Annotated in this window: 15 protein-coding genes; 10 read left to right on the top strand and 5 right to left on the bottom strand. The window is 52.0% G+C overall.

All coding sequences use genetic code 11. The annotated features are described in order from the left end of the window. Positions 1-2: 2 nt before the first annotated feature. The 5 genes from gspG to URZ40_RS02990 are packed head-to-tail and all read right to left on the bottom strand — an operon-like array spanning position 3 to position 5,664. The gene (gene gspG, locus URZ40_RS03010) at positions 3-446 is read right to left on the bottom strand and encodes a type II secretion system major pseudopilin GspG (RefSeq protein WP_233003699.1); all 444 of its coding nucleotides are present in this window, start codon (positions 444-446) and stop codon (positions 3-5) included. A 9-nt stretch (positions 447-455) separates the two neighbouring features. Beyond that, positions 456-1,655: a type II secretion system inner membrane protein GspF gene (gspF, locus tag URZ40_RS03005; protein ID WP_320719812.1), complete on the bottom strand. Its 1,200-nt coding sequence runs from the start codon at positions 1,653-1,655 to the stop codon at positions 456-458. Then, positions 1,655-3,127, bottom strand: coding sequence for a type II secretion system ATPase GspE (gene gspE, locus URZ40_RS03000; protein WP_320719749.1), 1,473 nt, complete (start codon positions 3,125-3,127; stop codon positions 1,655-1,657). Before gspE ends, gspF begins: the two co-directional genes overlap by 1 nt. Next, complete coding sequence (gene gspD, locus URZ40_RS02995; protein WP_320719748.1) at positions 3,124-5,103, bottom strand: type II secretion system secretin GspD; 1,980 nt, start codon at positions 5,101-5,103, stop codon at positions 3,124-3,126. The genes gspE and gspD overlap by 4 nt, the downstream gene beginning before the upstream one ends. After that, complete coding sequence (locus tag URZ40_RS02990; protein ID WP_320719747.1) at positions 5,104-5,664, bottom strand: type II secretion system protein N; 561 nt, start codon at positions 5,662-5,664, stop codon at positions 5,104-5,106. Between the two features lie 144 nt (positions 5,665-5,808). On the opposite strand from URZ40_RS02990, the gene URZ40_RS02985 reads away from it, so the two are divergent. The 10 genes from URZ40_RS02985 to rpsC all read left to right on the top strand — a co-directional run bounded on the left by URZ40_RS02985 (position 5,809) and on the right by rpsC (position 12,000). Beyond that, positions 5,809-7,266 carry a peptidoglycan-binding domain-containing protein gene (locus URZ40_RS02985; RefSeq protein WP_320719746.1) on the top strand — a complete coding sequence of 486 codons (1,458 nt, stop codon included), beginning with the start codon at positions 5,809-5,811 and terminating at the stop codon, positions 7,264-7,266. Beyond that, on the top strand, positions 7,263-7,667 hold the full coding sequence (locus URZ40_RS02980) for a hypothetical protein (protein WP_320719745.1): 405 nt from the start codon (positions 7,263-7,265) through the stop codon (positions 7,665-7,667). Before URZ40_RS02985 ends, URZ40_RS02980 begins: the two co-directional genes overlap by 4 nt. 244 nt (positions 7,668-7,911) lie before the next feature. Beyond that, complete coding sequence (gene rpsJ / locus URZ40_RS02975; protein WP_001181005.1) at positions 7,912-8,223, top strand: 30S ribosomal protein S10; 312 nt, start codon at positions 7,912-7,914, stop codon at positions 8,221-8,223. 32 nt (positions 8,224-8,255) lie between these two features. Further along, entirely contained in the window at positions 8,256-8,885 is a 630-nt protein-coding gene (rplC, locus tag URZ40_RS02970; protein WP_003863274.1) for a 50S ribosomal protein L3, read from the top strand. Between the two features lie 10 nt (positions 8,886-8,895). Then, positions 8,896-9,501, top strand: coding sequence for a 50S ribosomal protein L4 (gene rplD, locus URZ40_RS02965; protein ID WP_000424395.1), 606 nt, complete (start codon positions 8,896-8,898; stop codon positions 9,499-9,501). Continuing rightward, positions 9,498-9,800 carry a 50S ribosomal protein L23 gene (gene rplW, locus URZ40_RS02960; protein WP_000617546.1) on the top strand — a complete coding sequence of 101 codons (303 nt, stop codon included), beginning with the start codon at positions 9,498-9,500 and terminating at the stop codon, positions 9,798-9,800. Before rplD ends, rplW begins: the two co-directional genes overlap by 4 nt. A gap of 17 nt (positions 9,801-9,817) precedes the next feature. Beyond that, a complete protein-coding gene (rplB, locus tag URZ40_RS02955) occupies positions 9,818-10,639 on the top strand; it encodes a 50S ribosomal protein L2 (protein WP_000301859.1) in 822 nt (273 codons plus the stop codon). Positions 10,640-10,655: 16 nt separating this feature from the next. Further along, positions 10,656-10,934 (top strand): 30S ribosomal protein S19, encoded by a 279-nt coding sequence (gene rpsS / locus URZ40_RS02950; RefSeq protein WP_001138117.1) that lies wholly within the window; start codon positions 10,656-10,658, stop codon positions 10,932-10,934. 14 nt (positions 10,935-10,948) lie between these two features. Then, the gene (rplV, locus tag URZ40_RS02945) at positions 10,949-11,281 is read left to right on the top strand and encodes a 50S ribosomal protein L22 (RefSeq protein ID WP_002919773.1); all 333 of its coding nucleotides are present in this window, start codon (positions 10,949-10,951) and stop codon (positions 11,279-11,281) included. Positions 11,282-11,298: 17 nt separating this feature from the next. Further along, the gene (gene rpsC, locus URZ40_RS02940; RefSeq protein WP_000529945.1) at positions 11,299-12,000 is read left to right on the top strand and encodes a 30S ribosomal protein S3; all 702 of its coding nucleotides are present in this window, start codon (positions 11,299-11,301) and stop codon (positions 11,998-12,000) included. The last annotated feature ends 7 nt before the right edge of the window (positions 12,001-12,007 follow it).

Genomic DNA, 12,007 nt, shown 5'->3' with positions numbered 1-12,007 from the left:
GCTTAAGGCGTCTTCTTATCGATTTCCCAGTTGTTAATATCATCGGCGGTACCCGTTTCACCGTCCGGCCCCGTTGAACTGATGTCTATAGCGCCATGCTCCCCCGGGCTAATTAACAGGTAATCGTTACCCCACGGATCGGTTGGTAGTCGGCGGATATAGCCGCCCGCGCTGTAGTTTTCCGCACGGGGCGCGAGTGTCGGCGCGGTGATAAGCGCATTTAGACCCTGTTCGGTGGTGGGGTAGCGATGGTTGTCGAGCTTGTACATGTCCAGTGCACTTTCCAGCGCCACAAGATCGCTCACCGCTTTTTGTCGATCCGCCCGGTCTTTGTTGCCCATCAGATTGGGAACAACGAGACTGGCCAGGACACCGAGAATCACGATGACCACCATTAGTTCCATCAGCGTAAAACCCTGCTGTTTATGGCTGTACGTTCTTTCCATTGCCTTTCCTTAGTTCATTAACGAGTTGAGCTGCAAGATGGGTTGCATCACCGATACGACGATAAACAGAACAATCATTGCCATTATGACGATCAGCGCGGGCTCAAAGATGGCCAGCGTTATCGCGATGCGATTTTGTAACTGAACGTCCTGGTTTTCGGTGGCCCGCTGCATGAGCTCGCCGAGCTGACCACTTTTTTCACCCGAGGCAATCATATACAGCATCATGGGCGGGAAAATGGCGGTCTTTTCTAACGAGCGGCAGACGCTGTTTCCCTGCCGTACACTTTCGGCGGCTTCAGCCAGGCGCTGGCGGATCTCCAGATTGCTCACCCCCTCGGCCGCAAGCGACATCCCCTGTAACAGTGGGACACCGCTACCGTTGAGGATGCTTAAGGCGCGCAAATAGCGCGCGCTATTGACGGCGCATACCAGCGGCGCCGTCAGGCGAACGGTGATCAACGCCCGATGAAAACGCAGGCGATTGCCCTTTTTTCGCAGCCAGCGGACAAATAATGTTGCCGCCAGCACGAGGCTTAGCAGGAGTACCGGACCGTAAGTAGACAGCGCTCCACTGATAGCCAGAAGAATGCGGGTTGTAAGCGGTAGGGCGTGCTGCAGATGAACAAACTGTTCGGCGACTTTGGGCACTACCGTTGTGAGCAGAATCGCTACCACCAGGATAGCGACCGTCGTTAACAGGGTGGGGTAGATCAGCGCCTGCATTAGTTTGCCGCGCATCCTCTGTCGTGCTTCGTTGTAATCTGCGAGTCTTTCAAGCACTTTCCCGAGTTGTCCCACCGTTTCCCCCGCTTTTACCAGCGTACAAAATACCGCGTCGAACAGGCGCGGGTGCGATTGCATCGCTGTGGAGAGGGATTGTCCTTCGAGAATGGCCTGGCGTAGTGCGTTAATGATCGTCGATAGATTTTTGTTCTCTTTTTGCTGCTGAATAGCCGCCAGCGCCTCATCCAGTGGTAGTGCGGCGGCGACAAGCGTAGCGAGCTGTCGGGTAAAAAGGGTTAGCTCGCTGTGGCGGATACGTTTGGTTGACCATCGCAACGTCCTCGAGACTTTTTGCGACCGGATTACCTGCGGAAGCAAGCCCTGACCACGCAGCCAGGCGACCACTTCTCGCTCGCTTTGCGCGTCCAGTGTGCCTTTTGTCGCGTTACCCTTAAGGTCTGTTGCCTGCCAGAAAAATTTCATCACAGATTCTCCGGTGTGATCTGCGCTTCCGACGTGACGCGCAAGACCTCTTCAAGCGAGGTGAGCCCTTCAACGGCCACCCGCACGCCGTTAGCAAGCAGGCTGTGGTGCCGCTGCTGGCGAAGCTGTTCCAGCCGCTGTTCGTTTGCCTCTTCATGGATCGCAGCGCGCAGTTCAGATGTAATCAGCAACAGCTCGTGGATGGCCAGCCGCCCGTGATAGCCGCTGTGGCGGCAGGCCGGACACCCCTTTGCTTGCCAGAGTTGCCTGGCGTTAGCCCCTTGCGCCTGCAGCAGTGCCCGCTGTGCATCAGTGAGGGGATGCGACGTTTTACAATGCGGGCACAGTCGCCGCACCAGCCGCTGCGCAATAATGCCCACCAGCGAGGAGGAGAGTAAAAACGGCTCAATGTTCATATCCCGCAGGCGGGTGATTGCACCTGCGGCGCTATTGGTGTGTAACGTCGATAAGACAAGGTGGCCTGTCAGCGAGGCCTGTACTGCAATCTGGGCAGTTTCACCATCGCGTATCTCACCCACCATCACCACATCCGGATCCTGACGCAGGATGGCGCGAAGCCCGCGGGCAAAAGACATATCCACACGGCTGTTCACCTGCGTCTGACCAATACCCTCCAGTTCGTATTCGATTGGATCTTCAACCGTGAGAATATTGCGCCCCGGATTATTCAGTGCGGAGAGGATGGCGTAGAGCGTGGTGCTCTTACCTGAGCCCGTCGGCCCGGTGACCAGGATTATGCCGTGCGGCAGGGCGATCAGGCGTTTAAGATTGTCGGCATCGTCGGGCGACATATCCAGCCTGTCGATGGAAAGCCGCAGGCTGCTTTTATCCAGCAGGCGAAGCACCACGCGTTCACCGTGCTGAGAGGGGAGGGTTGAGACTCGGACGTCAATGTTACGATGACCAATCTTTAGTGTGATACGCCCGTCCTGAGGCAAACGTTTCTCGGCGATATCCAGTTTCGCCATCACCTTAATGCGCGAGATGAGCAGCGAGGCTAGTTTTTTATTAGGCTGAACAACGGGATGCAAGACGCCGTCCACACGAAAGCGAATGCTCATTGTCTTTTCAAACACTTCGATGTGGATATCGGAAGCATGTTCTTTAATTGCTTCGCCCAGTACGGCGTTGATAAGCCGGATTACGGGCGCGTCAGACTCTTCATTGAGGAGGTCTTCGTTTGTAGGTATCTCCTCCGAGAGTGCATTAAGGTCGTCCGAGTTATTGAGATCTTCAGCGATCAGCTGGGCGGTACCACTGTCCTGTTGGAAAATCTGCTCCAGTCTCTCTTCAAACTGCTGCGGTGACAGGCGAGTGAATGTTCGACATTCCACCCCAGAAGTGGCGGCGTCCAGTAGCGGCTCTAACTGCGTATCATCGGCATAGATCAGCTCGCCGTGATGGATAACGACTCCCTGCTGCTGCGCCTTTCGCCAGGTGAGCTGTGTCATTTTTCGTCCGGGCCGCTAAAAGGATTGCTGGTGCGCGGGTTAGCCGGTTTGTCGAAAATGTGGCTATCTAGCTGCTCAATATCATCGACGCCTGGCAGTGTGCCGTCACGTTTTGTCTTCCGTTCTTTTTGCAGATCGCTGAAGCGTGAGTATTTCTCTTGCGAGAGCGAACGATACACATCGTCACTGCGAATGATGGTAGGACGGATAAACACCATCAGATTGCGTTTGCTCTTTTCATTGGAGGTATAACGGAACAACTGTCCAATCAACGGGATGTCGCCCAGCAGCGGGACCTTAGAGACTTCTTGCTTACTGGCATCATCCATCAAGCCGCCAAGCACCACCGTTTCGCCGCTTTTCACCAGAACCGCGTTCTGGATAGTACGCGTATTAAAGGTTGGGCCGAGCGATGACGAGTTTGCGGAGGAGTCAACGCTTGATACCTCCTGCTCAATCTCCATCAGTACGGCATCGCCTTCGTTGATTTGTGGTGTTACCTTCAGCTTGGTGCCCACCGTTTTACGTTCAACCGTGTTGAACACGTTATCGCCGGAGGTGGTTTGTGAGCCAGAAAGCACCGGCACATCCTGACCGACGTTGAAGGAGGCTTCTTTGTTATCCAGAGTGACAATGCTCGGCGTGGATAAAATATCGTTCTTATTATCGGAGCTCAGCGCAGTAAGGAGCACTGCCCAGTCGCCGTTGAAGAAGCCAGCTGCCAGGCCGCTATAGTTGCTGAAGAGATTGTAAGCGGGGTTATCGCTGGTAATACCACCCTGTTTTTTAAATTCATCGATCCCCTGCGCGGCGTTAAATATCGGCAGGCCCGAATTGCTGAACTGCTGGGCACCGACGTTTTTATTCGCCCATTGCACGCCAAGGTTCATTCCTTTCCCGTCCTGTACTTCAACGATAATCGCTTCGACAAGAACCTGAGCGCGGCGGATATCCAGTTTCTCAATGACCGGCGCCAGCTGCTGCAGTATGCTCTGATTGGCCGTGATTACCAGCGAGTTGGTCTGCTCATCCGCAGTTATAGAAACGGAGGTATTGCTGTCGGCCGTTTTTCCCGCTGCGCTTTTATCCTCTTTTAGCTTTTGTGAAATGCCGGTCAGTACCTCGACCAGCTTCTCGGCTTTGGCATACTTCAGATACCAGACGCGGGTATTCCCCTGTCCCTGTTCTTCGCGATCCAGTCTGGAAACCAGTTGCGAGATACGCGCACATGCACGGTCAGAGCCGCTGATGATAAGGGTATTGCTGCGTTTGTCGGCAACAATACGTGCCTGTAACGTGGCGGGTCTGGTCTCTTTGCCGCTCTCGCGCGATAGATCGTTTAACACGTCTGCCAGGTCGACAGCGGAGGCATAGCGAAGGGGGATTATTTGTTCTTTCTCGCTGCCCATGACATCTACCCGCTTTACGACCTCAAACAGACGATTAACGGTAGATGCTTTACCGGTGATGATGAGTACATTCGATGGTTCATAATGAACCACATTACCCACTTTACCGCCTTCGAGCATCTGGCGAAGAAGAGGTGAGAGCGCGCGTGCAGGAACATTTTCCAGCGGCACAATGCGTGTCACTAATTCATCGCCCTGACCTGGTCGGTCGCTAGACGAAAGCCTGCCGGGCAGCGCTTTGACCTTTTCCGAACGTACGACCTTTAAAAAACCGTTATCGAGCGTGATGATAGAGAATCCATACAGATCGAGGACGCTCAAGAAAAATTGATAATACTCGGCTTCATTGAAGGTATCGGCGCTTCTGATTGAGATGGTGGCTTTCACATCGGGATCTATAAGAATGGTTTTACCGATGTTTTGCCCGACGACATCGACAAAAGAACGGATATCCGCGTCGTTAAAATTGGCCGTGTAATTGGCAGCCTGCGCCGGTTGGCCGCATAGGGAGATCAACAGTACGAGTGAAATGCTCTTTAAAAGAAAGCGGGGCGTAATTCGCTCCATTTAGTTTTCCTTAACATCCTGGAACTGCGTATTAGAGTGTGGATTATCAGTCAATGCAGGCGTTGAGGCGCGCGCCAGGTTCTCGAGAGATGCGGATTCCAGCAGCGATAATTGCTTTATCTTTCCTGCACGAGAAAAAATTACCTGATTTTTCGTAATCGCAACGATGTGTACTGATGGCTCCGAACGTAGCGACTGATTTATCGCATAAATATTCTGCTGCGATCCTTCTTTGAGGATAGCTCGTGAGGCGTCATTGTGAGAGCTAAATATAATTCCGCTCAATATTACCTCTGATAAAAAAACATCTAAGTGACTTTTCGTTGCGGCAGGCTGGAAAACTGCCGCAGGCTGCGCGGAGAGACGCCAGGCCTGTGTAGAGGGCGTACGTAAAAACGGCAAGGCAATCTGCGACTCTTGCGCTAATTGTCGATTATTATGCCATTTACTATACGAAATATAAATTGAACTAAATGTGATCATGATGCTGATGAATATTAATAAAACAAATGTATGCTGTAAAAGCTGCTCATGCTTCAGGAATATGTTCTTTGTAATCATGATGACTTTATTAAAATGCTGTGGCGTAATTCTGCTTCACTGTTAATATGCTGGATAATATAATTGCGCCGGTGAGGCGGCAAGATATTTACTTTGCTGACAGTCATTTTAGGAAAACGATAATATACAATTATGTGATTATTCATGGATGAAATAAATAATATTCTTACTCCTCGGCAGAAACATGTTATTTCTTATGGTCTCGAAACCCTGCAACACGAGGCGTGGCTCGCCATCGAAGGGATAAGCGGCGCAGGGAAAACCACTATTGGATTGGCTATGGCGAGGTCTTTTGCCGGACGTGCGCTGATGCTTACTCCCGTCAACGTTAGCGGATACCGACAGGAATGGACGGTGATTTATGACAGCGAGGCCGACTGCAATCTGATTGGACGGTTACTTCCGGTTACTGCGGCGTGGCCCAGCCTTCTGAGCGAATTGCATACCGGATCGGAAGGAGCGCTTCTGATTGTTCTCGACAATTGTCATTGCCTCACGCATTTTGCTAGCACGGTCCAGCAGGTTAAGGCTATTTTTCCTGGCGCACGTTTCGTTACGTTGGGAGCGTTTACCCCCCGGCAGCGTCGTCAAGCGGTATGCAGACAGCCTGTGTGGTTGTCTATCCCTCAACCCACTCGGGAGGAGAGTGAGCACGTTATCGTCTGTCATGCTGGTATAGATTCTCTGTTACCGGTGTCGTTTATTAACCGGATCGCCAGCGTAAGTAGGGGAAATCTTCGTCTGTTGGCAAGAGCCGGATGGTGTCTTCGCCAGGTTATACCCCCTGATGCAGCGTTTCCGCTGGAGATAACCCAGGATGCACAACGAGCGGTACTCCGTTGTTTACCCGCACGTCGTAATCGTCTGGCGTGTTTCTTTACATTCGTTCTGCTGGCTACTGCGGGGATGGCCGTAGGCTGGTCTTCTGCCAATACCTTATCCCACTGGTTTCCGGCATTTTCATCGCCGTTTCTGGTTTTGCCTTCGCATGCTGACGCCAGCCAGGTCGATCTGACAGATGAGATCATGTCGACTCAGGATGCGATGGGACTTTTGTATCACGTCTGGGGCTACGATGCCGAAAAGGGAGAAGCGTGGTGCGATCAGGCCTACCGTGCAAATTTAACCTGCCTGTCGGGTACTTCGACGCAGGAGGCGCTGGAGAAACTGGGGGTTCCGTGGATTGCGCAGCTGCACGTTGCTGAAAAGAACGTACCGGTGGTGATTATCGGCGTAAGCGACAGCGAGCTTATTGCATTGTCGGGGCAAAAAACCTGGCGCCTCAGAAAGGATTGGTTTAACGAGGTCTGGCGCGGGCATTACACCTTAATGTGGAAACTGTCTCCCGACGGCAAGTCTATGATTACCCGTAAAAGCAGCGTCGACGACATTCTATGGCTGGATATCATGCTTAGCCGCGTGCTGAATACCGAGGCCGAGAATACTGGTGAATGGACGGGGCTGCTCACCGAAAAGGTACGCCAGTTTCAGTCTCAAAACCACCTGGTAACCGACGGCATGATCGGCCAGGGGACGCTGATACGGCTTTGGCAGGCATTGGGTGAAAGCCCCGAATTGCTTCGGGAACAGGAGACGAAATGATGTTCAGACTCTATTGCTCGGCCCGGCAGGTGGCTTTTGAGCCTGCGCCGGGGCACCAGCGTCGCACGCTAGTTCGCCTCGCACTCATGTTTATCGGCAGCATCGGCTATCTTTTCCTCTTTATTCTGGCGGGCTATTACGTGCGCAACTGGCTCTTGTGCTCGCCGTCAATCACTCCAGCAGCACAACATTATGTCCTTTCGAAGGAGCATTTCATCTATAAACAAAAGCCGCTGCCGGAACCTGTGCCTGAAGAGAATGAGGAGGAGGCTGACTCGGCCGCTGCTCAAACAGACGAGGACGAGGCTGATGAAGATGTATCTACTTACAACAGGCAGCATGATAACACCTCGCTTGAGGCGCGGGTAAAGCAGGCGATGGCAGAAATTGACAGTAAGTAAGCCCGGCTAACCCGTGGTTGATTATTATCGACACAGTTAGCTTGCAATAATGCGGCAAATACGTATAATGCGCGGGCTTGTCGTAATTGACGGCGGGTTCAATCAGAACCAGAGTAGCTCATTTTGTTACTCAACAATGCTCCCAATTGGGGAGCTACGTAAGAACGGTTACACTCTCCCATCAATCGTAATGGGTTTGAGGAGTAATCATTTTCGTTTATAAAATAATTGGAGCTCTGGTCTCATGCAGAACCAAAGAATCCGTATCCGCCTTAAAGCGTTTGATCATCGTCTGATCGATCAATCAACCGCGGAAATCGTCGAGACTGCTAAGCGCACTGGTGCGCAAGTCCGTGGTCCGATCCCGCTGCCGACCCGCAAAGAGCGCTTCACCGTTCTGATCTCCCCGCACGTCAACAAAGACGCGCGCGATCAGTACGAAATCCGCACTCACAAGCGTCTGGTTGACATCGTTGAGCCAACTGAGAAAACCGTTGATGCTCTGATGCGTCTGGATCTGGCTGCCGGTGTAGACGTGCAGATCAGCCTGGGTTAATCAGGTCATCGAGCGATTGAGAGGTTGAAACAATGATTGGTTTAGTCGGTAAAAAAGTGGGTATGACCCGCATCTTCACTGAAGATGGCGTTTCTATCCCAGTAACCGTAATCGAAGTTGAAGCAAACCGCGTTACTCAGGTTAAAGATCTGGCTAACGATGGCTACCGCGCTATTCAGGTTACCACTGGTGCTAAAAAAGCTAACCGTGTAACCAAACCAGAAGCGGGTCACTTCGCTAAAGCTGGCGTAGAAGCTGGCCGTGGTCTGTGGGAATTCCGTCTTGCTGAAGGCGAAGAGTTCACCGTAGGTCAGGACATTAGCGTTGAGCTGTTTGCTGACGTTAAAAAAGTTGACGTAACCGGTACCTCTAAAGGTAAAGGTTTTGCTGGTACCGTTAAGCGCTGGAACTTCCGTACCCAGGACGCTACTCACGGTAACTCCTTGTCTCACCGCGTTCCGGGTTCTATCGGTCAGAACCAGACTCCGGGCAAAGTGTTCAAAGGCAAGAAAATGGCAGGTCAGCTGGGTAACGAACGTGTAACCGTTCAGAGCCTGGACGTAGTACGTGTTGACGCTGAGCGCAACCTGCTGCTGGTTAAAGGTGCGGTCCCGGGTGCAACCGGTAGCGACCTGATCGTTAAACCAGCTGTGAAGGCGTAAGGGGATAGCAATGGAATTAGTATTGAAAGACGCGCAGAGCGCGCTGACTGTTTCCGAAACTACCTTCGGTCGTGATTTCAACGAAGCGCTGGTTCACCAGGTTGTTGTTGCTTATGCAGCTGGTGCTCGTCAGGGTACTCGTGCTCAGAAGACTCGTGCTGAAGTAACTGGTTCTGGCAAAAAGCCATGGCGCCAGAAAGGTACCGGCCGTGCGCGTTCAGGTTCTATCAAGAGCCCGATCTGGCGTTCAGGTGGCGTGACCTTCGCTGCGCGTCCACAGGACCACAGTCAAAAAGTTAACAAAAAGATGTACCGCGGCGCGCTGAAAAGCATCCTGTCCGAACTGGTACGTCAGGATCGTCTGATCGTTGTCGAGAAGTTCTCTGTTGAAGCGCCTAAAACTAAGCTGCTGGCACAGAAACTGAAAGACATGGCTCTGGAAGATGTGCTGATCATCACCGGTGAGCTGGACGAGAACCTGTTCCTGGCCGCACGTAACCTGCACAAGGTTGACGTACGCGATGCGACTGGTATCGACCCGGTTAGCCTGATCGCCTTCGACAAAGTCGTAATGACTGCTGATGCTGTTAAGCAAGTTGAGGAGATGCTGGCATGATTCGTGAAGAACGTCTGCTGAAGGTGCTTCGCGCACCGCACGTTTCTGAAAAAGCGTCTACTGCGATGGAAAAAACAAACACCATCGTTCTCAAAGTTGCTAAAGACGCGACCAAAGCAGAGATCAAAGCTGCTGTGCAGAAACTGTTTGAAGTCGAAGTCGAAGTCGTTAACACCCTGGTAGTTAAAGGGAAAGTTAAACGTCACGGACAGCGTATCGGTCGTCGTAGCGACTGGAAAAAAGCTTACGTCACCCTGAAAGAAGGCCAGAATCTGGACTTCGTTGGCGGCGCTGAGTAAGTCGGAGGAGTAATACAATGGCAGTTGTTAAATGTAAACCGACATCTCCGGGTCGTCGCCACGTAGTTAAAGTGGTTAACCCTGAGCTGCACAAGGGCAAACCTTTTGCTCCGTTGCTGGAAAAAAACAGCAAATCCGGTGGTCGTAACAACAATGGCCGTATCACCACTCGTCACATCGGTGGTGGCCACAAGCAGGCTTATCGTATTGTTGACTTCAAACGCAACAAAGACGGTATCCCAGCAGTTGTTGAGCGTCTTGAGTACGATCCGAACCGTTCCGCGAACATCGCGCTGGTTCTGTACAAAGACGGCGAGCGCCGTTACATCCTGGCCCCTAAAGGCCTGAAAGCTGGCGACCAGATTCAGTCTGGCGTTGATGCTGCAATCAAAGCAGGCAACACCCTGCCGATGCGCAATATCCCGGTTGGTTCTACTGTTCATAACGTAGAAATGAAACCAGGTAAAGGCGGTCAGCTGGCACGTTCCGCTGGTACTTACGTTCAGATCGTTGCGCGTGATGGTGCTTATGTCACCCTGCGTCTGCGTTCTGGTGAAATGCGTAAAGTCGAAGCAGACTGCCGCGCTACTCTGGGCGAAGTTGGCAATGCTGAGCATATGCTGCGCGTTCTGGGTAAAGCTGGTGCTGCACGCTGGCGTGGTGTTCGTCCTACCGTTCGCGGTACTGCGATGAACCCAGTCGATCACCCACATGGTGGTGGTGAAGGTCGTAACTTTGGTAAGCACCCGGTAACTCCGTGGGGCGTTCAGACCAAAGGTAAGAAGACCCGCAGCAACAAGCGTACTGATAAATTTATCGTACGTCGCCGTAGCAAATAATTTTAGAGGATAAGCCATGCCACGTTCTCTCAAGAAAGGTCCTTTTATTGACCTGCACTTGCTGAAGAAGGTAGAGAAAGCGGTGGAAAGCGGAGACAAGAAGCCCCTGCGCACTTGGTCCCGTCGTTCAACGATCTTTCCTAACATGATCGGTTTGACCATCGCTGTCCATAATGGTCGTCAGCACGTTCCAGTCTTTGTTACCGACGAAATGGTTGGTCACAAACTGGGTGAATTCGCACCGACTCGTACTTATCGCGGCCACGCTGCTGATAAAAAAGCGAAGAAGAAATAAGGTAGGAGGAAGAGATGGAAACTTTAGCTCAACATCGCCATGCTCGTTCTTCTGCACAGAAGGTTCGCCTTGTTGCTGACCTGATTCGCGGTAAGAAAGTGTCGCAGGCCCTGGACATCCTGACCTATACCAACAAGAAAGCTGCGGTATTGGTCAAGAAAGTACTGGAATCTGCCATTGCTAACGCTGAACACAACGATGGCGCTGACATCGACGATCTGAAAGTCGCGAAAATTTTCGTAGATGAAGGCCCAAGCATGAAGCGCATTATGCCGCGTGCGAAAGGTCGTGCAGATCGCATCCTGAAGCGCACCAGCCACATTACTGTGGTTGTGTCCGATCGCTGAGACTCTGGAGACTAGCAATGGGTCAGAAAGTACATCCTAATGGTATTCGCCTGGGTATTGTAAAACCATGGAACTCTACCTGGTTTGCGAACACCAAAGAATTCGCTGACAACCTGGACAGCGATTTTAAAGTACGTCAGTACCTGACTAAGGAACTGGCTAAAGCGTCTGTATCTCGTATCGTTATCGAGCGTCCAGCTAAGAGCATCCGTGTGACTATTCACACTGCTCGTCCTGGCATCGTTATCGGTAAGAAAGGCGAAGACGTAGAAAAACTGCGCAAGGTCGTAGCGGATATCGCTGGCGTTCCTGCACAGATTAATATCGCTGAAGTTCGTAAGCCTGAACTGGACGCTAAATTGGTTGCTGACAGCATCACTTCTCAGCTGGAACGTCGTGTTATGTTCCGTCGTGCTATGAAGCGTGCTGTACAGAACGCAATGCGTCTGGGCGCTAAGGGTATCAAAGTTGAAGTTAGCGGCCGTCTGGGCGGCGCGGAAATCGCACGTACCGAATGGTACCGTGAAGGTCGCGTACCGCTGCACACTCTGCGTGCTGACATCGACTACAACACCTCTGAAGCGCACACCACTTACGGTGTAATCGGCGTTAAGGTATGGATCTTCAAAGGTGAGATCCTGGGTGGTATGGCTGCTGTTGAACAACCGGAAAAACCGGCTGCTCAACCTAAAAAGCAGCAGCGTAAAGGCCGTAAATAAGGAGCGT

The sequence above is a fragment of the Enterobacter sp. 296B2 genome (genome assembly GCF_034106185.1).
In the GTDB taxonomy this organism is placed as follows: domain Bacteria; phylum Pseudomonadota; class Gammaproteobacteria; order Enterobacterales; family Enterobacteriaceae; genus Enterobacter; species Enterobacter cloacae_N.
This window is presented reverse-complemented; position numbering and strand designations above follow the sequence as displayed.

Bases quoted from the DNA above. Each gene is read 5' to 3' on its own strand.
- gspF (WP_320719812.1), bottom strand. From the start codon at position 1,655: ATGAAATTTTTCTGGCAGGCAACAGACCTTAAGGGTAACGCGACAAAA.
- URZ40_RS02985 (WP_320719746.1), top strand. From the start codon at position 5,809: ATGGATGAAATAAATAATATTCTTACTCCTCGGCAGAAACATGTTATT.
- rplD (WP_000424395.1), top strand. From the start codon at position 8,896: ATGGAATTAGTATTGAAAGACGCGCAGAGCGCGCTGACTGTTTCCGAA.
- gspE (WP_320719749.1), bottom strand. From the start codon at position 3,127: ATGACACAGCTCACCTGGCGAAAGGCGCAGCAGCAGGGAGTCGTTATC.
- rpsC (WP_000529945.1), top strand. From the start codon at position 11,299: ATGGGTCAGAAAGTACATCCTAATGGTATTCGCCTGGGTATTGTAAAA.
- URZ40_RS02980 (WP_320719745.1), top strand. From the start codon at position 7,263: ATGATGTTCAGACTCTATTGCTCGGCCCGGCAGGTGGCTTTTGAGCCT.
- rplC (WP_003863274.1), top strand. From the start codon at position 8,256: ATGATTGGTTTAGTCGGTAAAAAAGTGGGTATGACCCGCATCTTCACT.
- rpsS (WP_001138117.1), top strand. From the start codon at position 10,656: ATGCCACGTTCTCTCAAGAAAGGTCCTTTTATTGACCTGCACTTGCTG.
- gspD (WP_320719748.1), bottom strand. From the start codon at position 5,103: ATGGAGCGAATTACGCCCCGCTTTCTTTTAAAGAGCATTTCACTCGTA.
- rplB (WP_000301859.1), top strand. From the start codon at position 9,818: ATGGCAGTTGTTAAATGTAAACCGACATCTCCGGGTCGTCGCCACGTA.
- rplV (WP_002919773.1), top strand. From the start codon at position 10,949: ATGGAAACTTTAGCTCAACATCGCCATGCTCGTTCTTCTGCACAGAAG.
- rpsJ (WP_001181005.1), top strand. From the start codon at position 7,912: ATGCAGAACCAAAGAATCCGTATCCGCCTTAAAGCGTTTGATCATCGT.
- URZ40_RS02990 (WP_320719747.1), bottom strand. From the start codon at position 5,664: ATGATTACAAAGAACATATTCCTGAAGCATGAGCAGCTTTTACAGCAT.
- rplW (WP_000617546.1), top strand. From the start codon at position 9,498: ATGATTCGTGAAGAACGTCTGCTGAAGGTGCTTCGCGCACCGCACGTT.
- gspG (WP_233003699.1), bottom strand. From the start codon at position 446: ATGGAAAGAACGTACAGCCATAAACAGCAGGGTTTTACGCTGATGGAA.